This is a genomic window from Marinifilum fragile JCM 15579, from assembly GCF_001310955.1.
Lineage (GTDB): Bacteria > Bacteroidota > Bacteroidia > Bacteroidales > Marinifilaceae > Marinifilum > Marinifilum fragile.
On record NZ_BAZX01000002.1, the window covers coordinates 22,150 to 48,009 of the forward strand.

Sequence of the window (25,860 nt, forward strand, 5' to 3'; positions counted from 1 at the left end):
AATGGAAAATAATCGGGATATTTTTATTGCGAAACTGGATCGATTTATTCGCAAATACTACCAAAATTTACTGTTACGTGGATTTCTGCTATGTCTTGTATTGCTTTTAAGTTACTTTTTCCTAATCTCTTTTTCCGAGTATTTCTTATACCTATCGGTAGCTGTTAGAACAACATTAATCTTTTTTTCAGTTGTATTAATTATCGTTTTAGGGTATCAGTTTCTAATTCGCCCAATTGTTGGATTATTAAAAATTGGAAAACGAATTTCGTATCGACAAGCAATTGGTATTATTTCAACACATTTTCCAAATCTTCAGGACAAACTAATCAATACACTGGAATTAACGGAACAAGCCGAACAAATTAATCAAAATGAGAATTCTTTGCTCTTGGCCAGTATCAACCAAAGAATCGAATCGGTTAAAATTATCCCTTTCCGAACAGCTGTTTCTTTTAAGGCGAATTATAAATATTTAAAGTACTTGTTTGTCATTTTAACTGTTATTGTTTTTGTGCATTTTTTAATCCCAGATATGTACTCAAATAGTACGGAAAGACTTGTAAATTACGACACGAAATACACTCCACCTGCTGATTTTTCTTTTGTGTTGGATAGTTGGACAGGAATAGCAGTTAAAGGCTCTAATTTCAGCTTAAAAGCTCATACCAAAGGGAAGTACATTCCAAGCGAAGTCTACTTGCTTACAGACAATTCGAGATTTTTGATGAAAAAAGAAAATTCGATAGAATTTTCCTATTTATTTCGAAATATCAACTCTGATATCAGTTTTCGATTGCAATCAGGAAAAGTAATTTCTGAAGAATTTAAAATTAAGGTGATTTCGAAACCAACTATTAAAAATTTTTCTATTTCAATAAAATCTCCTGCCTATACAAAATTGCCTTTGCGGATTGAAAAAAACATCGGAGATATCAGTGTACCAGAGGGTTCTAGTTTAGAGTGGATGTTCGAAACTGATTTTTCAAGTGCAGGAGAATTGATTTTTTCTGATTCCCTAAACCCTAACCCAGTAATTTTAGATGGAAATAGACTTAAGTTTTCTCGAAAAATCAGGAAACAAAATTCATATAGAATTTATCTAAGTAATAAAGAATTTAATAGAGAATCCTATGCAAAATACAATGTTGATATAATCCCAGATTTGTATCCGCAAATTAAAATTGCAAGTATCCAAGATTCGTTAATTGAATCGGGATATTATTTCCGAGGTCAGATAAAAGATGATTATGGGTTTTCAAAATTGAGATTTGTTTACGAAGCCGATAATTTATCTCCGGTTTATATTCCTATATCATTGAATCGAAATTTGAGCACACAGGAGTTTTTCTTCTCTTTCGATTTTGCATCTGAAAATTTTGAAGAGGGAAGTAACGTAAAATATTATTTTGAAGTTTTCGATAATGATGGTATTAATGGTGTAAAGAAAGTAAGTTCACAACAGTTCAATTACTACATACCTGATTCGAAACAACTTTATGATTTGAATATTGCTATTCAGGGTAGCATTGGAAGTAAAATTAACCAAAGTATCCAATTAAGCGAATCCATTCAACAAGATATTCTGCGTATGCAAAAAAACACTTTGGATGGATCGGCAGAAAAATGGCAACAGGAACAATTGCTAAATGAAATAGGAAACAAGAAAAAACAGTTAGATAATTTGTTACAAGAGGTGCTTCAGGATAATCAACGTAAAAACCGCTTGATGAATTCGGCAGGAATGGATGATCCTCTTTTAATGGAAAAGCAAAAGCAAATAGAAGATTTGCTTGAAAAAATAATGGATCCTGATCTGCAGAAATTATTCGAGGAGTTTAACAAACTGGCAGAAGACCTTAAATCTGAAGACATCAATAAATTAGGAAATCAACTAAAAATGTCAGTTGATGATTTTCAAAAACAATTGGATAGAAATCTACAACTACTGGAAAGATACGAAATTGAAGTTCGTGTTAAGCAATTGACAGAGCGAATAAATAAATTGGCTGAAGATCAGGATATATCGGCTAGTAAGTACAGAAAGGAAGCTGAAAAAATAAAGCAAGATCAGAAGTTGGGACAGCAAAAATGGAACGAGCTCAAAGAAGATTTAAAAGATGTACTTGATAAAAATTCCTCTATCCAAAAGCCATATGATTTTGATGGAGATTTGAACGACCTCCAAGACCAAATTGATGAAATGATACAAGAATCAAATCAACTTTTTGAGAATAACAAAATTGGGAAAGGGGCAAAAAATATGAAAAACACTTCTTCCAAACAGAAGAATTTTGCTCAAAAGTTGAGTGATAATATTGCCAATAGCTCATCAGTTCAAATGAGTGCTGATATTGGGAATTTGGTTCGATTAATGAATAATCTAATCGAATTTTCATTTCAGCAAGAAGAGGTTTTAAATGGCTTTAAAAGAATTGCTTATGTAAATCCAATGTATTCTGAAATGATTGAAAAACAAGGTGATCTAAAAGAGGAGTATGTTCTTATACAAGATTCTTTAATTGCCTTATCAACACGATCTTCTCAAGTTGCTTCCTTAATCGGTAATCGGATTTTTAATATTGAAAATGAGTTGGAGAAAGTAATTAGCGAAGTAAATGAGAGAAGAACAATACAGGCAGCAACAACGCAACAAAAAGTTTTGACTGATGTTAACGAGTTAAGTGTATTTTTATCGGAGGCTTTAAAACAGATGATGGAGCAAATGGCAAATGCTATGCCTGGAGATCAAATGGGAGATAAAAAAGGAGGTCAACCATCTTTTTCAGGTTTGAAATCTGATCAAAAATCGTTAAAAAGGATGCTGGAAGAATTAATTTCCGAGATGAGAAAAGAAAATTTTGGAAAAGTTCCCAATGAGAAGTTGGGAAAATTTTTACAGCAGCAAGAAATGTATCGTCAAAATTTGCAAGAAATGCTCCAAAATGGAGGTCTTGGAAACGAAAGTGATAAAATCTTACATGAAGTGATGAAAATGCTTGACCAAATGGAGTCGGACATTTCTAATTTTTCAATAAATTCGAATATGATTTTACGCCAAAATCGTATTTTTTCAAAATTATTGGAAGCCGAAAATGCACATAAAGAAAAAGATTTTGATAAGAAACGAGAAAGTAAATCAGGAAATATTTTAAAATTGAGTAACCCTAGAGAAATATTTGAGTATAAAAGAGTACGAACAAATTTTGAAGGAGTATTTTATGACTCAAATGTAAAATTATTCGACTATTATAATAAGCTGTACTTGGATTATATGATAAAACTTAATAATGACTAAATCTGAAAACTTGTTGGTATTTCCATCTGAACTAGAAAACATAAGTAGGGTTGAAAGATTGATTGATGATATTTCATCTTCCTACAATTTAAGTTCTGAAATTTACGGTAAAATTTCGGTAGCTATCATAGAAGCTGTTAACAATGCGATTCTTCATGGCAATCGATTAGATGTCTCAAAAAACGTTAAGGTTGAGTACAATATCGATGAAGAATCAATTCAGTTTATTATTGAAGATGAAGGATCTGGTTTTGATTTTGAAAATATTCCTGATCCAACCTTACCTGAGAATATCGAAAAAACACATGGTAGAGGTATTTTTCTTATGAATCATTTAGCGGATGATATTGAATTTTGCGAAAATGGCGCTTTAGTTGATATGAAATTTAGATTTGCATAGATGTTGATTACATATAATTCGTGTGAAATAGAAATTCCCGCGATTGATCAAAAACGCATTAGCGATTGGGTCAATCGCGTTGTCGTTAATAATGGCGGCGAAATAGGAGAGATAAACTATTACTTCTGCTCCGATGATTACCTGTTGGAAATGAATCGTGAACACCTAAATCACGATTATTATACAGATATAATAACCTTTGATTATACCGTTGCTAATATCATCTCGGGAGATCTTTTTATAAGTGTTGATACAGTACGTGACAATGCTGAAGAGTACAAATGCGAGTATTTTGAAGAACTGCATCGCGTTATTATTCATGGCGTACTTCATTTGTTAGGCATTGACGATAAAACAGATGAAGATCAGGCGATCATGACACAAAAGGAGGATGAATCATTAGCATTACTTTCCAAGATTATTTAAATTTGTGAAATTTTTTAATTTATTTTGCTGGAATACAGAATGTTAGAGCTTATTGAGTCATTCTAGTGTTTTGATATTCAGCGAATTAGTTTTAATTTATTTATCTTTGTGGATAAATAAGGAATAAAGAATACAAATATCTTATAATAGTATGTTGCCTAAATATGATGTAATAGTAGTAGGGGCTGGACATGCAGGATGTGAGGCAGCTACAGCGGCAGCTAATCTTGGTTCATCTGTTCTTTTAATAACAATGGACATGAACAAGATTGCTCAAATGTCTTGTAATCCTGCAATAGGTGGAATTGCGAAAGGTCAAATTGTTCGTGAACTTGATGCATTAGGTGGATATACCGGTATTGTTACAGATCGTTCTTCCATTCAATTTAGAATGTTGAATAGATCGAAAGGACCGGCAATGTGGAGTCCAAGAGCACAGTGTGATAGAATGATTTTCTCGGCAGAGTGGCGCAAGATTGTTGAAAATACAGACAATTTAGACATGTGGCAGGATGCTGTTGTTGGAATTATTGTTGAAGATGGTGTTGTAAAAGGTGTAAAAACCAAACTTGGAATTGATATATTTTCTGAAACTGTTGTATTAACCAATGGGACTTTCTTGAATGGATTAATGCACATTGGAAGAAAACAAGAAACAGGAGGACGATCTGCAGAACCAGCTTCTTTTGGAATAAGTGAGCAGTTAAAGTCTTTTGGGTTCGAAGTAGGAAGAATGAAAACTGGTACGCCAGCTCGATTAGACGGAAGAACTATTGATTTTTCTGTGATGAGAGAGCAGGGTGGTGAAGAAGGATTTTATCAATTCTCATATCTCAATAATCATGTAGAGAAGGTACTTCGCCAGAGACCTTGTTATATTACTTATACAAATCCTGAAGTTCATGAGAATTTGAAAGAAGGGTTTGAAGATTCACCAATGTATAATGGTACCATTCAAAGTACAGGTCCAAGATATTGCCCAAGTATAGAATCTAAGCTTTCAACCTTTGCAGAGAAGAATGAACACTTATTATTCTTGGAACCAGAAGGAGAGCATACGCATGAATATTATATCAATGGATTTTCATCTAGCTTGCCTTGGGATGTGCAATTAAAAGCTTTGCAAAAAGTTCCTGGATTGGAGAATGTAAAAATGTACCGTCCGGGATACGCAATCGAATATGATTACTTCGCTCCAACTCAATTGTATCATACTTTGGAAACCAAAATTATTTCAAAATTGTATTTTGCAGGTCAAATCAACGGCACTACAGGATATGAGGAGGCCGGTGCTCAAGGAATGATGGCAGGTATTAATGCGGCTTTATTGGTACAAGGTAAACCAACATTTACTCTAAAAAGGGATGAAGCATATATTGGTGTTCTAATCGATGATTTGGTTACAAAAGGGGTGGATGAACCATATCGAATGTTTACTTCTAGAGCAGAATATCGAATTTTACTTCGCCAGGATGATGCTGATGTTCGCTTAACGCCAAAAGCATTTGAGTTAGGTTTGGCTGATCAAGAAAGAATGGATTTACTGAATGAAAAAATTGTATACAGAGATAAGTTATTTCAATTCTGTAAAGAGTTTAGTTGTAAGCCAAAATTCTTAAATCCAGTATTGGAAAAATTAGGAACGAGCCCTTTGAAACAAGGGGTCAAGTTGTATGATATTATTTTACGTCCTCAAGTTGGTATTCAGGATCTCATTGAAGATGTTACACCATTAAAAGAGGTGATAGAGGAAATTCCAAATCGAAAGGATGAAATTATTGAGGCAGCTGAGGTTCTTATTAAATATAGTGGTTATATCGATAGAGAGAAATTGATAGCAGATAAACTAACTCGTTTGGAAAATATTGATATAAAAGGTAGATTTGATTATATGACATTACAATCTTTATCCACCGAGGCTAGACAAAAATTAGATAAGATTCAACCGCAAACTATAGGGCAAGCATCACGTATTTCTGGTGTGTCGCCAAGTGATATAAACGTTCTTTTGGTGCTTATGGGACGATAATGTTCCACGTGGAACCAAGGAGTATTTTTCAAAAGTTTACTCCTTAAAACGCCCGAAATCGATCTCCTTGTTGTAAACAAAGGGAAAGTTTCGGGCCTTTTTGTAAGTGTATTTATGCTATAAAAATTCTATCATGAATGATCAAAACTTTAAAATATCGGGTAAAATTGTAGATGTAATTTCACGGGAAATTGTTTCTGGTGAAATTGAAGTTGTGAATGGATACATTAAATCTATAGTTCCAAAACAAGATGTTCCCGATCGATATATATTGCCAGGATTGGTTGATTCTCATATGCACATCGAAAGTTCTTTGTTAATTCCAAGTCGATTTGCGGCCGAAGCGGTGAAGTGTGGAACTTTGGGTTTGGTTACCGATCCTCACGAAATTGCAAATGTATTGGGCGAAATAGGTGTAGATTCATGATAAATGATGCAAAGAAGGTTCCACTTGAAATTAAATTCGGAGTGCCTTCTTGTGTTCCGGCAACGAAACATGAAACCTCGGGTTTTGTTTTAGATAGTAATATTGTGGAAAGTTTGCTCAAAAGAGAAGAGGTTGTCTGCCTGGCAGAGGTGATGGATTTTGTTGGAGTAGTGGAGGAAGATTTAGAAGTACTCAAAAAAATTGTTGCTTGTAAAAAATTAGGAAAAAAGATCGATGGTCATGCACCAGGATTAAAAGGTGCAGATCTGAAAAAATATGTTGCTGCTGGAATTTCAGCTGATCATGAATGTTCAACCATTGAGGAGGCATTGGAGAAAATTTCGTTGGGTATGATGATCCAAATAAGAGAAGGAAGTGCAGCAAGAGATTTTGATGCTCTATCTTCTTTACTCGAATCACATCCTGATAAAGTAATGCTATGTACAGACGATCTTCATCCCGATGATATGGCAGAGAATGGACATATCGATTACCTAATTAAGAAAGGATTGAAGAACGGATATGATATTTTTAATTTACTTCGAGCTGCAAGTTACAATCCAATTCACCACTATGGGTTAGATTTAGGATTGCTTCAAATTGGAGATTCTGCTGATTTTATTTTGGTAGATAATCTTGAACAATTTTCCATCCAGGGAGTATATCGAAAAGGGGAGTGTATACTAAATAATGGCAAGCCTTCTTTTGAAGTTCACAATAAAATACTATTGAATAATTTTAGTCGTAAACCTATAGATTTATCTGAAATTTCAGTTCAACCTAAGAACGGCAAAATAAAAGTAATGGTTGCCAAGGATGGGGACTTGATTACAGATTCAATTCTATGTGATCCTAAAATTGAGAATTCAAACCTTGTTCCTGATGTTGAGAATGATCTTTTAAAAATGGTTGTTATGAGTAGGTATGACAACGGAACCAGTAGTTGGTTTTGTTAAAGGTTTCAAATTTAAAAAGGGGGCCATTGCAGAAAGTATAGCACATGATAGTCATAATATCATTGCCATTGGAACAAGTGATGAAGAACTGACTCATGCAATAAACACCTTAATAGATTTAAAAGGAGGGATTGTTGCAGTTAATAATAGTAACAGTAAATTTGTGAAACTTGAAGTCGCAGGTTTAATGTCAAATAAAGCAGGATCTCAACTTTTGGAAGAATACTCGGAATTATCCGAATTTGCATCAGAATTAGGGTCTAATTTTGAATCTCCTTTCATGACACTTGCATTCATGTCACTTCTGGTCATTCCTAAATTAAAGTTATCAGATAAAGGATTGTTCGATGTAGACCAGTTTAAAGTGGTAGATTTATTTACCAACGAATAGTAATTTTCTGCACAAATATCGATGATTAAAAACAAAAATATTGACCATCTAAAATCTCTAATTTTAGCTTTACCTGAAGAACCTGGAGTGTATCAGTTCTTCGATGAGAATAATAACATCATATATGTTGGGAAGGCAAAAAGATTAAAAAGAAGAGTAGCTTCGTATTTTAATAAAGTTCATGATAATGCTAAAACCAATATCATGGTACGGAAGATTTCTGAGATACGTCATATTGTTGTGGACTCGGAAGAGGATGCATTGTTGTTAGAAAATAACCTTATAAAGAAACATCAACCAAGGTATAATGTATTATTGAAAGATGATAAGTCTTTTCCTTGGATTTGTATAAAGAAAGAGAATTTCCCTAGAGTATTTGTAACAAGAAATCTTGTAAAAGATGGTTCGGAATATTTCGGTCCATACACAAGTGTAAAGATGGTAAGAATGCTTATGGAAATGGTTCGATCTTTGTATAAGCTTCGAACATGTAATTTAAACTTGAATTCAGAAGGAATTTTAAATGGGAAATTTAAAGTTTGTTTGGAATATCATATCGGTAATTGCAATGCTCCTTGTGAAGGAAAGATAGACAATGAAGAATACATGGATACCATTCAAGCTATCCGAAATATACTCAAAGGAAATATTAGAATGGTTACTTCTCATCTTAAAGAAAAGATGATTGAATTGGCCGAGGTGTATAAGTTTGAAGAGGCACATATTATTAAAGAAAAACTTGAACTACTAGATAAATATCAAAGTAAATCTACTATAGTAAATCCATCTATTGATAATGTAGATGTCTATTCTATACTGGAAGATGATGAATCTGCTTACGTTAATTTCTTAAAAGTAGTAAATGGTGCAATTATTCAAGCTCACACAATTGAGTTAAAAAAGAAAATCGAGGAGAGCAAAGAGGATTTATTACTTTTAGCAATTACTGAAATTCGACAAAAGATATTTAGTACTGCAAAGGAGATTTTAGTTCCTTTCGAAATTGATTTGCCATACAGTGGTGTGAAATGTTTGGTTCCTCAACGTGGTGACAAGCGAAAATTACTGGACTTGTCTTTGCGTAATGTCAAATATTACCGTCTCGAGAAGTTAAAACAGGGAGAGAAATCTAAGAAGCAAACCAGTTCTGATCGAATTCTGGAAAGAATGAAAAATGATTTGCGATTAAAAGATCGTCCTGTACATATCGAATGTTTCGATAATTCCAATATACAAGGAACAAATCCTGTTGCTTCCTGTGTAGTATTTCGTAATGCCAGACCTTACAAAAAGGATTATCGACATTTTAATGTAAAAACTGTAGTAGGTGCAAATGACTTTGCTTCGATGGAGGAAATAATCTACCGTAGATATAAAAGGTATTAGAAGAAGAACAGAGTTTACCACAGCTAATTGTGATAGATGGAGGGAAAGGGCAGTTGGGTGCTGCTTTGAATAGTTTAGAAAAATTAGATTTGCGAGGCAAAATTTCAGTAATTGGGATAGCTAAAAAACTTGAGGAAATTTATTTCCCTGGTGACCCATATCCACTATATCTTGATAAGAATTCTGAAACTTTAAAAATCATTCAGCATTTGAGAAATGAATCACATCGATTTGCAATAACATTCCATAGACAAAAACGTTCAAAAGCATTTATTAGTTCCGAATTGGATAAAATCGATGGAATTGGACCAAAGACCGTTCAAAAGTTAATTCAAAGGTTTAAGTCTGTAGAAAATGTGAAGAAGGCTTCATTAAATGACATATCAGAAGAAATTGGAAATTCTAAAGCCTTAAGTGTTTGGAAATATTTTAATTAGAATAATTAATATAAACCTATTTCTATATTGTAATTTACTCCATTTCAACCACTTGGAAGAGTAAAAGTATTTAGAAAAATAACTGGTAAAGCTCTTTGGAGCCTAATTTATTAAAGTATAAGTCTAAATTAATATCATTAAGTTTTCTGTAAATCAAAGAATTAATGTGGTTAGAGCCTTTTATGGTTTCTATAAAACAATGGAAATCTTTTGTTTTAATGCAATTACCTGAAATATCGAGTTCTGTGATAATTCCTTTTTCAATCTGCATTTCTATTTCCAAAATTTGACCAGAGGGGTAGTTACAAATTTTCTCGAACTTATAGTTTGGAGAATAACCATAGTTCCATTCCCAACTCTGAAATTTATCTGTTTTTAAATTTTCAATGGTAGTGATGTCTTCATCTGAAAATGAAAATAGTTTGGAATTTGGATAAGTTAGAGCAAATTCCTGAATCACCTTATTTGCAAATTCTGAAATTGAAATGGGAGAAGAAAGATAGTCAGAGATATTCGTTACACGGCTTCTAATAGATCTAACCCCTCTATCTGTAAACTTTAAAGGATTTACCTTCAATAGCTGGTTTAAACGCTTTAAATCGCTTGAAAAAAGCATTGTTCCATGTTGCATCACTTTGTTTTTGTATACATGTGATGCATTACCCGAAAATTTCTTGCCATCTATTGTCAAATCACTTTTGCCTTCGAATTTAGCATTTACTCCAAGTTTTTGCAAGGCTTGAATAATTGGAGAGCTATAGCCTTTAAAATCGACTAGCTTGCCTTTTTCACCTTTTTTAATCAGGCAATAATTTAAATTACCAAAATCATGATATACGGTTCCACCTCCTGATAAACGACGAACAACAGGAATATTTTCTTCATTTACTCGATCAAGATTAATTTCTGCAAGTGTGTTCTGATGTTTTCCAACCACCAAAGAATCTTGATTAATGTATAGGAAAAAGAAATCTTCATCGTAGTTTTTAAGAAGATATTCTTCGCAGGCAAGATTGTAATATGGATCGTTTGAATTGCTGATGAAATAATTCATGATTATGATTTTGTATTTTATAATACAAATATGATTAATATTTGCGAAATGTCTTAATTTAGACTCAATTTTAATAAGTTGTTTTTATTGAACATGTGATTGATTTCATCAATGATTCTTAAGTAGAGAAACTTATCTTTAAGATTTAAATTAGATTAAAACATCTTAATAAATATTTAGTTATGCGTGTTGTAATACAACGAGTAAGTAAAGCTTCGGTAACAGTTGAAAATGAAATTGTTGGTAAAATTGATGAGGGTTTGATGATTTTGGTTGGTATTGAAAATGAAGATAATAAGGAAGATGCGGATTGGTTGTGTAAAAAGATTTGTAATCTAAGAATCTTTGATGATGAAGATGGAGTGATGAACAAATCACTGCTTGATGTAAAGGGGAATATTTTAACGGTAAGTCAATTTACCTTACATGCAAAAACGAAAAAGGGGAACAGACCATCATATATAGCAGCTGCAAAACCTGACATTTCAGTTCCATTATACGAGTATTTTGTGGATAAATTAAAAAGTGAATCTGGTGCGAATGTGGAGACGGGTAAATTTGGTGCCCATATGGAAGTTGCTGTGGTGAATGATGGACCGGTTACGATTTTAATAGATACTAAAAACAAAGAATAGATGGATAATTTAACGATTAAGGAAGCTCAAAAAAGAGTGGATGACTGGATTAAGGAATACGGTGTTCGCTATTTTAGTGAGTTAACCAATATGGCTATTCTTACGGAGGAAGTAGGAGAGGTTGCCAGAATCATATCAAGGAAATATGGAGAACAATCATTCAAAGAAAAGGACAAGGAAATTGATTTGGCTGATGAAATGGCAGATGTACTTTGGGTTTTGATGTGTTTGGCCAATCAAACTGGTGTTGATCTTAATGAAGCTTTGATTAAAAATCTCGATAAGAAAACAAATCGAGATGCGAATCGGCACAAAGAAAACACGAAACTTTCTACGGATTAAGGAAATAAGATCAAAATCAAGCACAAAGAACTGTTTTTTTACTTAGTTTTGTGGCTTTACGAAGAGTACTGAAAAGTACGAAATGGAAAAATCAGCGAAAATATTCGCAACCGGTTAAAATTTAATTAATTACATTTTTGAAACGTCAAAAAATGAAGAAAAACATTTTAGAGATCTTGAAAACGTACAATTTGGAATTGAACGATCAGGAGGTAGCAAATCAAGTAAAAGAGATTATTGCTTCTGATTTTGATTCATTGTACAGTGTAGAGAATTTAAAGAAGAACTTTTCGTTAATCGATTTAACAACTTTAAATTCTACAGATACACATGAAAGAGCCAAACGTTTTGCTGATAATGTAAATAACTTCCGGAATGATTTTGACATGCCAAATGTTGCTGCCATCTGTGTATATCCTTACCAGGTGCCAACATTAAATGAAAACTTAAAAGCAGAAGGAGTAAATATTGCTTCTGTGGCCGGTGTTTTCCCATCTTCTCAATCATACATTGAAGTTAAGGCATTAGAGTGCAAAATGGCTGTTGAAAAAGGAGCCGACGAAATTGATATTGTTATTTCGATTGGAGCATTCCTTGCAGGTGATTACCAAACCGTATTCGATGAGATTGTAGCTCAAAAAGAAGCTTGTGGAAAAGGACACTTGAAAGTGATTCTGGAAACTGGCGAGTTAAAAACAGCAACGAATATCAGAACTGCTTCAATTATAGCAATGGAAGCTGGTGCAGATTTTATTAAAACATCAACAGGTAAAGTTCCTGTTAATGCAACTTTAGAAGCTGCCCATATCATGACTCAGGCAATTGTTGAATATTACGAGAAAACTGGCAGAATGGTTGGATTTAAGCCTGCAGGTGGAATTTCAACACCAAAAGATGCCATTGAATTTTACTCCATTTCTAATAGAAATTTGGGAGAGAAGTGGTTAAATAATGAGTATCTAAGAATTGGTGCTTCAAGTTTGGCAAACAATCTTCTTTCCGAGATTCATAAATTAGAAACAGGAGAGGAAAAGACAATCACATATTTTTAAAATTGTGAATACAATTTTATACAAGAGTCGGAAACTTTTTCCGACTCTTTTCGTTAAATGCAAAAAAAATATTTAACTTCAAAAAAAATATTGATAATATAAAAGTTACCCTGCTGTTAAATTTAACTCGATGTACAAAGAATCCTCAGAACATCTGCTATTACGAATAAAAGAACTTGAAGATGAGTTAAAAGCTGTAAAACAATCATTTGGAGCAAAATCAGGTTTGGTAAAACATTTATTAAGAAATGCTAAAGGCCAAACACAAGAGTATTTATCTGTAATTGATACCGATTTCACTGTTGTTGAACTGAACCAAAATCGTTTAAAACAACTTACAAAAAAAAGAAACGAAATTATAGGTACTAAGTGCTATAAAGCTTTTTACGATTTGGATAAAGAATGTAAAGAATGTACTGTTAAAGAGGTTATAAGCTCAAGAAAAGCAAGTCGCTTTTTAAAATCATACGACTTTGACAATGCCATTAAATTTGAGGAAAAAACGGTCAGCCCAATTTTAAATGAAGAGGGGGTGGTTGAACGATTGGTTATTGAAAGTAAGGATATTAGTGGTTATTATCAACTTGTAGATAAAGTAGGACAAAGAGAAGAGTTTTTCAAAAATATATTTGAATCAGCTGGAGATGCATTTTTAATTCATGATTCCAATGGTAATATTTTGGATTTTGGTTCCAAATTGCCTGTTTTATTGGGTTATAGCCAGGAGGAGTTTAAAAAACTATCGTTAATTGATATTGATGATCCTCGTTATTCTATGAAAATTGACAGTCGTCAGGAGCAGATGAAGGATAAGGATCACTTGTTATTTGAAACTGAATTAATTCGCAAATCTGGAGTAAGGATACCTGTTGAAGTAAGTGCAACACTTATCCCGTTGCAAGGGGAAAAGTTGTTTTTTGTTTCTCTTCGTAATTTAGAAAAACGCAAAAAAGTAGAAGAAGATTTAAAAATAAGCGAAAAGCGTTTCAGAACTTTGGTAGAGAATGCTCCGGATCTGATTATGCGATTTGATAAAAACTATAAACATCTTTTTGTCAATTCTGCAACGAAGACACTTTTGAATATTGAACCTGAGGAATTTATAGGGAAAACACACGAAGAACTTGGCTTTCCGGAACACATGTGTAAGTTTTGGGAAAAAGAGATGAAAAAAGTTTTTCTAAGCTCAAAGTTAAAAGTTGTTGAGTTCTCAATTCAGATCGATGGAGAAGACAAATATTTTGATTGGCAGCTAATTCCTGAGTTTGACGAAGAGGGTCAAACTGAAACTATTTTGGCTGTAGCCAGAGATATTACTGCTAGAAAATTAAATGAAAAGGCATTGGAAGATGCCGTGAAAACAAAGGACAAGTTCTTCTCCATTATCGCTCATGATTTGAAAAATCCTTTTAATGCGATGTTACCTATCATACACATTTTAAAGGAAAACCATTTGGATATGCAAAGGGAACAGCTTTCTGAAATGATTGAATTAATCAATTCTTCGGTAAAGCAAGAATACAACTTATTGAAAAACCTCTTGGAATGGTCAAGGGCGCAAACAGGGGCAATTAAATTAAAGCCCGAAAGAATTGAATTACGACAACTTTTTGAATCAAATTTACTACTTCATAGGGCAGTAGCTGAGAATAAAAATATTTCTATTGAAGTAAATGATCCTGAAAGTTACAATGTTTTGTCTGATAAATATATGCTCGAAACAGTTATTCGAAATTTGGTTTCGAATGCGTTAAAGTTTACCGAAACAGATGGAAATATAAAAATCCATATTACTGAGGATAAGAATCAGATTTTATGCAGTGTTCAGGATAATGGAATAGGAATAAGTCCTGAAAATCAGCAAAAACTATTCAGAATTGATACCAACTATACTCGATTGGGTACAAAAGATGAATCAGGAACAGGCTTAGGACTTATACTGTGTAAAGAGTTTGTGGAAAAAAACGGAGGTAGCATTACGGTGCAAAGTGAAGTAGCTGTAGGCAGCACTTTCACTTTTAGTTTGCCTAAAGCTCCTTAATTATTTAGTTCTTGAGATGGTGTATTCAACTAGTTCCTGTAATGATACATTGGCTTCAGATTCAGAAAAATCAGATAAAATATCTAAAGCTTTTTGTTTGTATTCCAGCATTTTATCACGAGTATAGTCGATACCACCTTTTTCCTTCACAAACTGAATTAACTCATTAACTTTTTCAGAGTCTTTGTTGTGTTTTCGAATGATTTTAAGAGCCCATTTTCGCTCTTTATCAGCTACATTTCTTAGTACATAAATCAATGGGAGAGTAAGCTTTTTCTCTTTGATATCGTTACCTGTAGGCTTGCCAATATTGCCTTGTTTTTCGTAATCAAATAAATCATCCTTTATTTGGAAGGCAACTCCCAGGTATTCACCAAATTTCTTTAGTTTATCTTGCTGATCTTTTGTTGCACCAACCGATAAAGCACCCAGTTGAGTACACGAGGCAATTAAGCTTGCCGTTTTCTTGTAAATAATATCAAAGTAAACATCTTCTGTAATATCCAGCTTGCGCGATTTTTCGAGCTGTAAAAGTTCACCTTCACTCATTTCTCTAACAGCATCTGAAACAACTTGTAACTGATCGTATTCCTTATTTTCCAACGCAACTAACAAGCCTTTTGAAAGCAAGAAATCGCCTACCAAAACCGCAGCTTTTGATTTCCAAAGTGCATTAATGGAGAAAAAACCTCTTCTTTCGTAAGCCTCATCAACAACATCATCATGAATAAGTGTAGCAGTGTGTAGTAATTGAGTTAATGCTGCAGCAATGTACGTGGACTCTTGAATATCACCTATTAATTTGGCACTAAGAAAGGTAAGGATAGGTCTAACCTCTTTACCTTTACGTTTAATAATATAATTATTGATAATATCTAGTAAGCGAACTTTACTTTTCATCGATTTCTTAAAGTAAGAATCGAACTGTTTCATTTCCTTCTCAATAGGAGCTTTTATAATACTAATACTGCTTTTTTTCGAACTCATAGAAACCAAAGTTAATAATTAAAACTTCTCATGGAAGACATGCTGGATCTAAATTTCCAGATACAAATATCTCGTTTTTATTAAGACTACAAATAAATTATATACAAAACGAGAAATTTAAATATTTCGATATGATTATGGTTTTCATTCACGAATATATTTATATATTTGCATTTGATAATTTACGTGAATAATTTTAGTGTATGAAAATTAAAGAATTAGAACCTGAAAAACTAGAGATGGCGGCCAATATGCTAAAAGCAATCGCCCATCCAATGAGAATTGCAATTTTGGGTTATCTGGAAGATGGTAAGAAACTGACGGTGACTGAAATTCATGAATTACTAAAAATAGAACAATCTACAACTTCTCATCATTTGGGAATTTTAAAGGATAAAGGTGTGCTTTCATCAAAACGTGAGGGAAAAAACACTTATTATTTCTTAAAACACTGTAGTTTGAGTAATATTGTTGATTGCATCAGCAATTGCACACATGGATAAAGATTTAAAACCGGATGATGCCGGTTTTTTTTATGAAATAAACAATGGCAAAAATTAGATTAACAAAAGAGTTCCGCTTTGAAATGGCACACGCTTTATGGAACTATGATGGACTGTGTAAAAACATTCATGGTCATTCTTACATTTTGTTTGTTACAGTAATTGGAGAGCCCATTATTGATAAAACAAATCCTAAATTGGGAATGGTAATGGATTTTGGAGAATTGAAGGGAATAGTATCAGAGGAAATTGTTGATCAACTTGATCATGCATTGGTTCTTAGCAAGGATACTCCAAATATCGATCAATTGAGTATTCCACAAATGTTCGATCGTTTTTTTGTGATGGATTACCAGCCAACTTGCGAAAATATGATTGCCGATTTTGCGGATAGGATTAGGGCTAGACTACCTAAAGGAGTGGAGCTTCATTCATTGAAACTGCACGAAACAGCAACCTCCTTTGCAGAGTGGTATGCTTCCGATAATGAATAATACCGTAAAAAACATAGGATGAGCCCGAATTATAGATTCGGGCTTTTTTATTGCCCTTAATTTACATTCCATCTTGGAATTATTCATTAATATTTACTCATTGATAATTGCGATAGCAGTATTATCTTGTATTTTTGTTTGAATACATTTAATACATACATTTTTTATGCACTCATCAGCTAGTAATTCCGGCAAAAAGCTATTTTTATTAGATGCTTTTGCTGATATACAGATCGTATTACGCATTTATCAAAAATCCAAGGTTTACTTCAACTGGCATTAATTCTTCTGCTATGCTTGGATTTACCAATACTCTGCTTGAAGTTTTGGAGAAAGAAAAACCATCACATATTGCGGTTGTTTTTGATCCTGTTGGACCAACTTTTCGTCATGAGATGTTCAAAGAGTACAAAGCGCAGCGTCCGCCTATGCCTGAGGATCTTCGTAAATCCATTCCTTACATTAAAAGTATAATTCAAGGTTTTAATATTCCTGAATTGGATGTGGAAGGTTTTGAAGCAGATGATGTTATTGGAACCCTTGCAAAAAAAGCAGAAAAGAAAGGCTATACGGTTTACATGATGACACCCGATAAGGATTATGCCCAGTTGGTGAGTGAAAATATTTTCATGTACAAGCCCAAACGATCAGGAAAAGAGGTGGAAGTTTGGGGAATTCCCGAGATTAAAGAAAACTTTGGTGTCGATCATCCAGATCAGATCATCGATTACCTTGGTTTGATGGGAGATTCTGCTGATAATATTCCAGGTTGCCCAGGTATTGGCCCAAAGACAGCACAAAAATTGATTGGATTGTATAAATCCATAGATGGACTCTATGAGAATACTGATCAGTTAAAAGGCAAGCAGAAAGAAAAAATTGTGGCTTCGGAAGAGCAGGTTCGATTTTCGAAAGAGTTGGCAAAAATTGCATTGAATGCTCCTATAGATTTCGATGAAGAGAAATTTAAATTGATCGATTTCGATGAAGCCAAGTTAAGAGCTGTTTTTAAGGAATTGGAATTTTTTACAATTGCTGAAAGAGTATTTAAAAATCAAGCTGATCTTTTTGTCTCACAGACTGAGAAATCTACGGATAGTATTCCGATAGAGGAAAAAGAAATGATTCTCAGAGATGTAAAATCATTAAATTGTAAGTTTTTCACGCTTGATAATGAGCAAGTAAGAGCTGATTTGAAAGCAGAATTATGTGTTCAAAAAGAATTTGCTTTTAGAACAGTTTTGTCTGATTCCGATCCAAACACTTCAAAATTGAGAGGAATGTGCTTCTCATTTAAGAGTGACAAGTCTTTTTTTGTTCCATTTCCTGAAAATTCAGAGGAAGCCAAAAAAGTGGCTCAGGAATTCAAATACATTTTCGAAGATGAAAAAATCATCAAAATTGGACATGATTGCAAAAAAGACATTTTGGCACTTCGTTGGTTGGGTTGCGAAGTAAAAGCACCAATTTTCGATACTATGATTGCTCATTATCTGATTCAACCGGAATTAAAGCATGAATTTTCATTTGTGGCCAATTCTGTATTAAACTACAATGTAATTCAAGAAGAAGAGAAAGGGAAGGGTAAAAAAGCTCAACTGAGTTTGATGTTGGATGAAGAACCTGTTAAGCATGATCAGTATTGCGAAGAAGTTGTGCTGGGTTTAGAGCTTAAATCAGAGCTTGAAAAGCAAATGGAGCTAATGGCCTAATGAAGCTGTTTAATGAGATAGAAATGCCTTTAATGAGCATTTTGGCCGATATGGAATTCAATGGTGTATCAATAGATGTTCCAACTCTAAATGATTACGCCAAAGTGCTAAATGAAGAGGTAAATGGGATTGAGGCTGAAATTAAAGAATTAGCGGGTGTGGAATTCAATGTAGCATCACCAAAGCAATTGGGAGAGGTGTTGTTTGAGAGGATGGAATTAGACAGCAAGGCCAAGAAAACCAAGTCTGGACAGTACTCAACTTCCGAAGCTGTACTAGCCAAACTAAAGGGCAAGCATGAAATCATTCAAAAAATTATGGATTTCAGATCACTGAAAAAATTGATTTCAACTTACGTAGAAGCTTTACCAACCTATATTAATCAGGTGTCTGGCAAAATTCATACTTCATTTAATCAGGCGGAAGCCGCAACGGGTCGATTGAGTTCTACAAATCCAAACCTGCAGAACATTCCAATTCGAACAGAGCAAGGAAGATATATTCGTAAAGCATTTGTTCCTTCAACAGAAGATCATGTATTTCTTTCTGCCGATTATTCGCAGGTAGAATTGCGTTTGATGGCTCACATGAGCAAAGATCAAAACATGATAGATGCCTTTAATCATGCTGCAGATTTCCATCAGGCAACGGCCGCAAAAATCTACAAGCTGCCAATTGAAGAGGTAAGCAAGGAAATGCGATCTCGTGCCAAAACTGCCAATTTTGGAATTATCTACGGTATTTCGGCCTGGGGATTGGCCGAACGATTGGACATCTCGAGAAAGGAAGGAAAAGAGCTTAAAGATGGCTATTTTGAATCTTATCCCGAGGTAAAGGCCTTTATGGAAGCCAGCATTGAGAAGGCACGTGAGAACGAATTTGTGGAGACTTTGATGGGACGACGTAGGTATTTAAAAGATATCAACTCCAGCAATGCCATTGTACGTGGAGTAGCCGAACGAAATGCTATTAATGCTCCCATTCAGGGATCAGCTGCCGATGTAATTAAAATTGCAATGATTAATATCGATAGACGTATGAAAAAGGAGGGAATGCAGTCGAAAATGATCATTCAAGTGCATGATGAATTGAACTTTGATTGTTTAAAATCCGAATTGGAACAAATGAAGGTAATCCTTCGTGAAGAGATGGAAAATGCAGTTCAATTATCGGTTCCACTTATCGTTGATATGGGAGTAGGAGAGAACTGGCTGGAAGCGCATTAAAGAATGGAATCTAAAAATATGATGATTAGAAAGGCGAAGGTAGAAGATTCTGGAGCAATTGCAACATATATGATGTTGGCAATGGAGGATATTGTTTATAAGTTTATTGGAGAAAATTCATTTGAAAAGGCAATTCAACTTATAGAGAACTTGGTTAGCAAAGAAGCAAATCAATATTCTTATGAAAATTGTTGGGTAGTAGAAAAAAACAAGCAAATAGTTGCAGTAGCCAATATTTACGATGGAGGGAATTTATATGATCTTAGAAAAACTGTTGCTGATCAAATAAAGATGATGTTTAACATGGAATTCAATCCGGAGGATGAAACACAAAATGGAGAGTATTATATCGACTGTATAGGTGTACATCCTGATTGGCAAGGTAAAGGTTTAGGCACTAAATTACTTCAATTTTTGATTGACGAATATGTTTGTAAAAAACAGGTAACAATTGGTTTGTTAGTAGATAATGATAACCCAAAAGCAAAAAGATTGTATTTAAATTTGGGCTTTGAAATCATTGGCCCAAAGATTCTGGCAGGGAAAAAGATGGAGCATTTACAAATAAAAAGATGTTCATCTTAGTCGATAAAATATTAAAAAAAAAGCTCATTCCTTCCATAGAAAGAATGAGCTTTTTAAATATCAATTTATTAGCTTCAGGCAATTATTTTATTCTTTGCCTTATCTACTTTTTACTTATTGATTGCATGTAATCCAATACTGCCATTCAAAATACCAGTGTATTCGCTATTGTTTTCAAGAACTTCGATGGCACGTAATAAAGCCTTATCCTCACGCAAGCTGAATTCAATTCCACCTTTTTGGTAGTGATATCTCTTCACGATTTCGTGAGCCAGAAGCTCTTTTAATTCGTCTTTGAATCTTTCTATGTCACGATCTAAATTTGGTGCTAATTTCGCCTCTAAAGCTGCAAATTCATCAGTAGAGATATCAAAGTTTTTCTCTCCCTTGGCCGATTCCTTCAGAGCTTTTAAGATCTCAGTACTTTCTGATTTGTACGTGAAGTCTTTACTTTCCTTCACAAACGCTACAAATTCATTAAAAAGTTCATCACTAACCTCAAATTCTTTAGCTGATGCAATACTCTCATTTCTGTTTGCATAAAGGGTCGCAAAATCAAAGAACATGAAATCACGTATCATATTTACACTTAAAATACTATAGGTCTCAGGATCTATTTTTACATCAGGAAGAATACCTCCACCATCGTATACTGAGCGGCCATTTTTTGTATGGTATTCTGTAATCAAGGAATCAGCAATTTTACCAACACTTCCATCTTCGTTTCTATGGCTGTAATCCAAAGCCTGAATACATCTTCCACTAGGAATGTAATATTTGGCTGTAGTAACCTTTAATTTGGTGTTGTAAGTAAGATTTCGGGTTGTTTGAACCAATCCCTTTCCAAATGTTCTGTTACCGATCACAACGCCTCTGTCAAGATCTTGAATTGCTCCAGAAACAATTTCAGATGCTGAAGCCGATCCTCTGTTCACCAATACGGCGATAGGAATTTCTGAATCAACAGGTGACTTTGTTGCTTTGTAGCTCTTGTCCCACTTCGATACTTTTCCTTTTGTACTTACAATATCTTCACCTTTATTCACAAATAGGTTGGTAATTTCAATTGCCTGATCAAGCAAACCTCCTGGATTTCCTCTTAAATCCAGTACAATTGATTTTGCATTTTGTTCTTTTAACTCTTTCAATGCATTTTTAACTTCACCTGCCGACTTATTAGTAAATTGGTTTAGATGAATGTATCCAATTGAGTCGGTAAGCATGCCATAATACGGAACCGATTTTAGCTGAATTTTTTCGCGAACCAACTTTTTCTCCATGGTTTTCTTTACACCAGGGCGCTTAATTTTAATGGTAAGAGGAACGTTTGGTTGTCCTTTTAAAAGATTGCTAACATCATCCGTACTTTTATCCTTTACAGAAGTTCCGTTAATTTCAAGCATCACATCACCTGCTTTTAAGCCAGATGTGTAGGCAGGAAATCCTTCATAAGGCTCTGCAATAATGACTTCACCTTTATGTTTGCTGATTAAAGCTCCAATTCCAGCATACTCACCAGTGGTCATCAATTTAAAATCTTCAATTTCCGATTCTGATATGTATGTGGTATATGGATCGAGAGTTTTCAGCATGGCATCCATACTCTTTTTTACCAAATCACCTGGATCAATCTCATCTACATAAAACAAGTTCAATTCTCTGAACATAGTGTAGTAAATATTCAGGTTTTTACTGATTTCAAAATTTCTCTCATCCCTGCTGAACCCGAAAAATGCTGCACTACAAAACAGTAGAATAGCCAGCATCCAAATGGCTCCTCTTTTTCCTCGAAGCTTCATATATTTCTTTTTTAATTGATATTTTTAATTAACCCTTGCGGAGATTTCCCTATCACACACTAATTACTTAGCAGTATCTTTTTATTAGTAGGTAATAACAAATATAGGCAATCCCAATGGAAATCTAACACCTTTAACATTTCTTAACCCTATTGCATTGAATTACAATGAATGTGCCAGAATAATTCCTAATAAGCTTACGATTAACGGGCTAAATAGTTTTTTCTAATTGTAGATGATTATTCTGCTTATATCTTAATTCTCTTTTTTAAGGAACCGGATCATGACCATGTCCGCCCCAGGGATGACAGGATAAAATTCTTTTGATGGCAAGATAGGATCCTTTAAAAGGACCGTGTTTTTTTAAAGCTTGAATGGCGTAGGAAGAACAGGTAGGAGTGTACCTACAAGCAGAAGGAGTAAGGGGAGAAATAAAATACTGATAGAACTTAATCGGCAGAATCATGATGAACAGAATTGCCTGCTTCAGTAGGTTTAGAATGTTTTTCATATTCTCGTGGAATTCGTTGCATTGCTTTCTTCAATTGTTCTTCCATATCCTTTGTTTCCATGATTTTTTTAGGAAGGTATACAATCATAAAAGCAATTTGAACTTCTTTTTTCTCTAGTTCTTCGTAAAGCTTGTGCTTATTTAAACGGTAAATTTCGCGAATTCGTCTCTTTAAAAGATTTCTTTTTACCGCATGTTTAAAGTTTCTTTTCGATACTGTTATGGCTACTTGTGCTGGATAATCAGAATGAAGATCAGCAGCTTTCCAAACCACACGAAAAGGATAACAGGTAAATCCGTTCCCTTCGGAAAATAGTTTGCCAATAAGAATCTTGTGAGTGAGTCTTTCAGCTTTTTCAAAAGTAAAACGTGTCTTACGTGTCATTCTATTCAGGCTTATACTACAAAAATCGACAAAAAAAGGGGAAAACAAATTCCCCTTTTTATTTTTATGTTACAATAGACTATTTGTCTTTATTGTCTTTGTTATATTTCTTGATAAATTGATCCAAAGCCATTGTCATCGATGGCGCTTGAGGCATTGGCGCTTGAATATCAAGTCTTAAGTTCGCTTCATTAACTGCATTTGAAGTAGCAGGGCCAAATGCAGCAATAATGGTATTGTTCTGTTCAAAATCAGGGAAGTTTTGTAACAAAGAAGCAATACCTGAAGGGCTGTAGAAAGCCAGAATATCGTAATTTACATCTGCTAAATCCGATAAATCACTACTTACAGTACGATACAAAATTGCTTTCGTATACTTGATTTTGTTTTTATCAAGCAAAGCAGGGATTGATTGTTTATGAATATCTGAAAGTGGAATCAGGAATTTTTCTGATTTGTGCTTCACGATAATATCCATCAAATCTTCGAAGCGTTTTTCTCCAAAGAAGATTTTTCGTTTTCTATAAACGATATACTTCTGAAGATAGAATGCAGTTGATTCAGAAATACAGAAATATTTCATGTCATCTGGAACTGTAATTCTTAATTCTTCACAAACTCTGAAAAAATGGTCGATTGCTGTTCTACTTGTAAAGATAACAGCTGTGTGATCCAGAATATTGATTCGTTCCTGTCTAAATTCTTTGGTTGATACACCTTCAACTTGGATGAAAGGACGAAAATCAATTTTCAAATTGTATTTTTCTGCCAAATCAAAATACGGTGACTTTTCAGTTTGGGGCTTAGGTTGCGATACCAGTATAGTCTTGATTCTCAAAACACTAGAGTTTAGTTCAACAATTCATTACACCGCCTTATACCAATGATTTTAACAGTTTGTAAATCACGAGTAAGGGCAAAATTTCCAAGGCACAAAGGTACAAAATCATATAAAATATTGAAACATGTTTGCGAAATAATATTTTAATCCCTCGAAATAGGCGAAACAAATAAAATATTAAAGCAATAACTATACCTGCGTTAAGTAGTAAATATGCAGCAAAATCAGCTATGAAAGGTACACTAAGTGTAACCGGTAAAAGAAAAATTCCAAGGTTTTTATTGTAGATAAAAACGGTGTGTAGGTACTCTTTTCCTTCTTTTGCACCATCAAAAATGTATGCCAGTGTTCTTATAACAACAAATTTTCCGAAATAAATCAGCAGAAAAACAGCTAAGGTGTAAAAGAAGGTAAGCAAGTTGTTTTTATTATCAGAACCACTAAACCAATAGTTGTAATAAAGTACTGCGAAAAAAGAGACGTTAATAAAAAACAATCCGTTCAAGAAAATGTTTCCTCGAAGGTTTCTCATATTTTTTTCAAGAAACAAATTGTTTGAAACTTGATAATTTATAATCGCATCAATAAGGCGTTGAAGGTATTTGCTGAATGAAAATCGAATAATTGCCATCAGAATTACCACAAAAAGACTAACACCAACCATCCAATCACTTTGAGAGCTCTCAATTAATTTTCCTTTTTTGATTAATGGTCTTTCAATGCTATCAGTAAGAATTGAATCTCGAAGAGGGATAGGATTCAGATGAATAGAGTCTGTTATTGTACTATCAGCAATAATGCCAGCTGTCTGATCAGTCGTATCTTTCCCATTATTTAAGCTATCTAGCTTAAAATTGACTTGAATAGAAGAATCTTGAAATGCCGTTTTACGAACGGGGGAGACTGATGAGTTGATGAAAACCATTATAATTCGTGTACCATTACCACTAATTGATTACAAAGATAATTTTATTTTATTGAGCTCTTACATGAAGCAAAAGAAAGCCCGCAAATTTCTTACGGGCTTTTGGTTTTAAATTTCTTCGTATCCAACTAAGCGTTTAACTCTGAGCTTTTCTTTTTCATCAGCATTTAGTTTTTTATCGCTCTTTAGTATTTGTCTTTCCCATGAACCATACATCGGATTAGGTAGCACAATAAATTTTCCTCCAAAAAGATCTTTCATGCTATCAACTTTTCCAAAACCATAATTTTCCGATCGATCTTCTAAGATTTCATCAAAGTCTCCAACATTATCGCCTGCAAGAATCAGAATGTCATGAGTTTCACTTACTTTATTTCGTCTTACAGTTTTCACGCTAGTATTGGTTTTAAGCAGGATGTGTGCTTCATCTGCAAAAGGAAAACCTAGTTCTTTAAGGTTTTGTAATGTTTTCTTTGTTGCAGTCGTATCTCTATTTGAGATGTAAAAAGTTTCAACTCCTTTTGATTCTGCATATTTTAAAAATTCCAAGGCCCCTGGAGTTGCTTGAGCTTTTGCCATATCGGTCCACTCTTTCCATGCTGCTGATGAATAAGATTTTCCTCTTCTAATGGAGTTGGTTTCAAATGGGCTATTGTCCAGAACTGTTTCATCAATATCAACCACAACGGCTTTAGGTTTTGATTTGTCCGAAGGTATAGCCAATTGTTTGTCTAAAGATAGTTTGGCAGCATTAAATGCCTGATAGTATAAAGCTCTGCACTCTGATGCTCTCTGATACCATAGAGTAGCCATTACCAAATGTTCATTTGGGTTTTGTGAATCCTTTTTGTTTGCAGGATTTTGCTGACAAGCAAACAGGCCAGAAGCGATTAGAATCGCAAAAAATATTTTTCTCATGTGAGTTTGTGTTATAATTTTAAACTTTCACCTTCGTTTTTGGTGATCGGATTTACACGGAAAGGAAAAATAAATGGTTTAAATTCGAAGATAATAAAAA

General features: G+C 33.9%; 25 protein-coding genes and 1 pseudogene. 18 read left to right on the forward strand and 8 right to left on the reverse strand.

Annotated features, from left to right (window positions below; all coding sequences use genetic code 11):
• Position 1 precedes the first annotated feature (1 nt).
• The 9 genes and pseudogenes from JCM15579_RS01995 (at position 2) to JCM15579_RS22455 (ending at position 9,750) form a co-directional block, all read left to right on the forward strand.
• The gene (locus JCM15579_RS01995) at positions 2-3,298 is read left to right on the forward strand and encodes a DUF4175 family protein (RefSeq protein ID WP_054714997.1); all 3,297 of its coding nucleotides are present in this window, start codon (positions 2-4) and stop codon (positions 3,296-3,298) included.
• Positions 3,291-3,698 (forward strand): ATP-binding protein, encoded by a 408-nt coding sequence (locus JCM15579_RS02000; protein WP_245625795.1) that lies wholly within the window; start codon positions 3,291-3,293, stop codon positions 3,696-3,698. The genes JCM15579_RS01995 and JCM15579_RS02000 overlap by 8 nt, the downstream gene beginning before the upstream one ends.
• Positions 3,699-4,124, forward strand: coding sequence for an rRNA maturation RNase YbeY (ybeY, locus tag JCM15579_RS02005; RefSeq protein WP_054715000.1), 426 nt, complete (start codon positions 3,699-3,701; stop codon positions 4,122-4,124).
• Between the two features lie 151 nt (positions 4,125-4,275).
• Complete coding sequence (mnmG, locus tag JCM15579_RS02010) at positions 4,276-6,153, forward strand: tRNA uridine-5-carboxymethylaminomethyl(34) synthesis enzyme MnmG (RefSeq protein WP_054715002.1); 1,878 nt, start codon at positions 4,276-4,278, stop codon at positions 6,151-6,153.
• Between the two features lie 133 nt (positions 6,154-6,286).
• On the forward strand, positions 6,287-6,580 hold the full coding sequence (locus JCM15579_RS21710) for an amidohydrolase family protein (RefSeq protein ID WP_218186031.1): 294 nt from the start codon (positions 6,287-6,289) through the stop codon (positions 6,578-6,580).
• The gene (locus JCM15579_RS20545) at positions 6,577-7,536 is read left to right on the forward strand and encodes an amidohydrolase family protein (RefSeq protein ID WP_218186032.1); all 960 of its coding nucleotides are present in this window, start codon (positions 6,577-6,579) and stop codon (positions 7,534-7,536) included. The genes JCM15579_RS21710 and JCM15579_RS20545 overlap by 4 nt, the downstream gene beginning before the upstream one ends.
• On the forward strand, positions 7,505-7,927 hold the full coding sequence (locus JCM15579_RS20550) for an adenine deaminase C-terminal domain-containing protein (RefSeq protein WP_218186033.1): 423 nt from the start codon (positions 7,505-7,507) through the stop codon (positions 7,925-7,927). Before JCM15579_RS20545 ends, JCM15579_RS20550 begins: the two co-directional genes overlap by 32 nt.
• A gap of 21 nt (positions 7,928-7,948) precedes the next feature.
• Positions 7,949-9,492, forward strand: a pseudogene (gene uvrC / locus JCM15579_RS02020) (excinuclease ABC subunit UvrC); the annotation flags it as partial.
• Between the two features lie 105 nt (positions 9,493-9,597).
• The gene (locus JCM15579_RS22455; protein ID WP_245625805.1) at positions 9,598-9,750 is read left to right on the forward strand and encodes a helix-hairpin-helix domain-containing protein; all 153 of its coding nucleotides are present in this window, start codon (positions 9,598-9,600) and stop codon (positions 9,748-9,750) included.
• A 70-nt stretch (positions 9,751-9,820) separates the two neighbouring features.
• On the opposite strand, the gene lplA is transcribed toward JCM15579_RS22455, so the two are convergent.
• Complete coding sequence (gene lplA, locus JCM15579_RS02025; RefSeq protein WP_054715004.1) at positions 9,821-10,804, reverse strand: lipoate--protein ligase; 984 nt, start codon at positions 10,802-10,804, stop codon at positions 9,821-9,823.
• 182 nt (positions 10,805-10,986) lie between these two features.
• Here lplA and dtd point away from each other — a divergent pair, with 182 nt between their 5' ends.
• The 4 genes from dtd (at position 10,987) to JCM15579_RS02045 (ending at position 14,874) form a co-directional block, all read left to right on the forward strand.
• Positions 10,987-11,439, forward strand: a complete 453-nt coding sequence (gene dtd, locus JCM15579_RS02030; protein WP_054715006.1) for a D-aminoacyl-tRNA deacylase — start codon at positions 10,987-10,989, stop codon at positions 11,437-11,439.
• Positions 11,440-11,781: a nucleotide pyrophosphohydrolase gene (locus JCM15579_RS02035; protein ID WP_054715011.1), complete on the forward strand. Its 342-nt coding sequence runs from the start codon at positions 11,440-11,442 to the stop codon at positions 11,779-11,781.
• A 152-nt stretch (positions 11,782-11,933) separates the two neighbouring features.
• Positions 11,934-12,833 carry a deoxyribose-phosphate aldolase gene (deoC, locus tag JCM15579_RS02040; protein WP_054715013.1) on the forward strand — a complete coding sequence of 300 codons (900 nt, stop codon included), beginning with the start codon at positions 11,934-11,936 and terminating at the stop codon, positions 12,831-12,833.
• A 130-nt stretch (positions 12,834-12,963) separates the two neighbouring features.
• Entirely contained in the window at positions 12,964-14,874 is a 1,911-nt protein-coding gene (locus tag JCM15579_RS02045) for a PAS domain-containing protein (RefSeq protein ID WP_054715016.1), read from the forward strand.
• Here the strand turns inward: JCM15579_RS02045 and JCM15579_RS02050 are convergent, their stop codons facing one another.
• Complete coding sequence (locus JCM15579_RS02050; RefSeq protein ID WP_054715019.1) at positions 14,875-15,861, reverse strand: polyprenyl synthetase family protein; 987 nt, start codon at positions 15,859-15,861, stop codon at positions 14,875-14,877.
• Between the two features lie 203 nt (positions 15,862-16,064).
• Between JCM15579_RS02050 and JCM15579_RS02055 the strand changes: the two genes are divergently transcribed.
• The 5 genes from JCM15579_RS02055 to JCM15579_RS02070 all read left to right on the forward strand — a co-directional run bounded on the left by JCM15579_RS02055 (position 16,065) and on the right by JCM15579_RS02070 (position 20,381).
• A complete protein-coding gene (locus JCM15579_RS02055; protein ID WP_054715022.1) occupies positions 16,065-16,364 on the forward strand; it encodes an ArsR/SmtB family transcription factor in 300 nt (99 codons plus the stop codon).
• 44 nt (positions 16,365-16,408) lie between these two features.
• Complete coding sequence (locus JCM15579_RS02060) at positions 16,409-16,858, forward strand: 6-pyruvoyl trahydropterin synthase family protein (RefSeq protein WP_054715025.1); 450 nt, start codon at positions 16,409-16,411, stop codon at positions 16,856-16,858.
• A gap of 212 nt (positions 16,859-17,070) precedes the next feature.
• Positions 17,071-18,570: a 5'-3' exonuclease H3TH domain-containing protein gene (locus tag JCM15579_RS21190; RefSeq protein ID WP_245625796.1), complete on the forward strand. Its 1,500-nt coding sequence runs from the start codon at positions 17,071-17,073 to the stop codon at positions 18,568-18,570.
• On the forward strand, positions 18,570-19,796 hold the full coding sequence (gene polA / locus JCM15579_RS21195; RefSeq protein WP_245625797.1) for a DNA polymerase I: 1,227 nt from the start codon (positions 18,570-18,572) through the stop codon (positions 19,794-19,796). Before JCM15579_RS21190 ends, polA begins: the two co-directional genes overlap by 1 nt.
• 3 nt (positions 19,797-19,799) lie before the next feature.
• A complete protein-coding gene (locus JCM15579_RS02070; RefSeq protein ID WP_218186034.1) occupies positions 19,800-20,381 on the forward strand; it encodes a GNAT family N-acetyltransferase in 582 nt (193 codons plus the stop codon).
• Positions 20,382-20,491: 110 nt separating this feature from the next.
• Here the strand turns inward: JCM15579_RS02070 and JCM15579_RS02075 are convergent, their stop codons facing one another.
• From JCM15579_RS02075 to JCM15579_RS02095, 6 genes are all read right to left on the reverse strand, one after another.
• Positions 20,492-22,180, reverse strand: coding sequence for a S41 family peptidase (locus JCM15579_RS02075; RefSeq protein ID WP_054715031.1), 1,689 nt, complete (start codon positions 22,178-22,180; stop codon positions 20,492-20,494).
• Between the two features lie 268 nt (positions 22,181-22,448).
• Complete coding sequence (gene yidD, locus JCM15579_RS19955) at positions 22,449-22,646, reverse strand: membrane protein insertion efficiency factor YidD (protein WP_245625798.1); 198 nt, start codon at positions 22,644-22,646, stop codon at positions 22,449-22,451.
• On the reverse strand, positions 22,630-23,076 hold the full coding sequence (rnpA, locus tag JCM15579_RS02080) for a ribonuclease P protein component (RefSeq protein ID WP_054715034.1): 447 nt from the start codon (positions 23,074-23,076) through the stop codon (positions 22,630-22,632). Before rnpA ends, yidD begins: the two co-directional genes overlap by 17 nt.
• Before the next feature lie 79 nt (positions 23,077-23,155).
• Positions 23,156-23,914: a uroporphyrinogen-III synthase gene (locus tag JCM15579_RS02085; protein ID WP_054715037.1), complete on the reverse strand. Its 759-nt coding sequence runs from the start codon at positions 23,912-23,914 to the stop codon at positions 23,156-23,158.
• Between the two features lie 37 nt (positions 23,915-23,951).
• A complete protein-coding gene (locus JCM15579_RS02090; protein WP_054715039.1) occupies positions 23,952-24,842 on the reverse strand; it encodes a DUF4271 domain-containing protein in 891 nt (296 codons plus the stop codon).
• A gap of 108 nt (positions 24,843-24,950) precedes the next feature.
• On the reverse strand, positions 24,951-25,760 hold the full coding sequence (locus JCM15579_RS02095; RefSeq protein WP_054715042.1) for a 5'-nucleotidase, lipoprotein e(P4) family: 810 nt from the start codon (positions 25,758-25,760) through the stop codon (positions 24,951-24,953).
• Positions 25,761-25,860 lie beyond the last annotated feature (100 nt).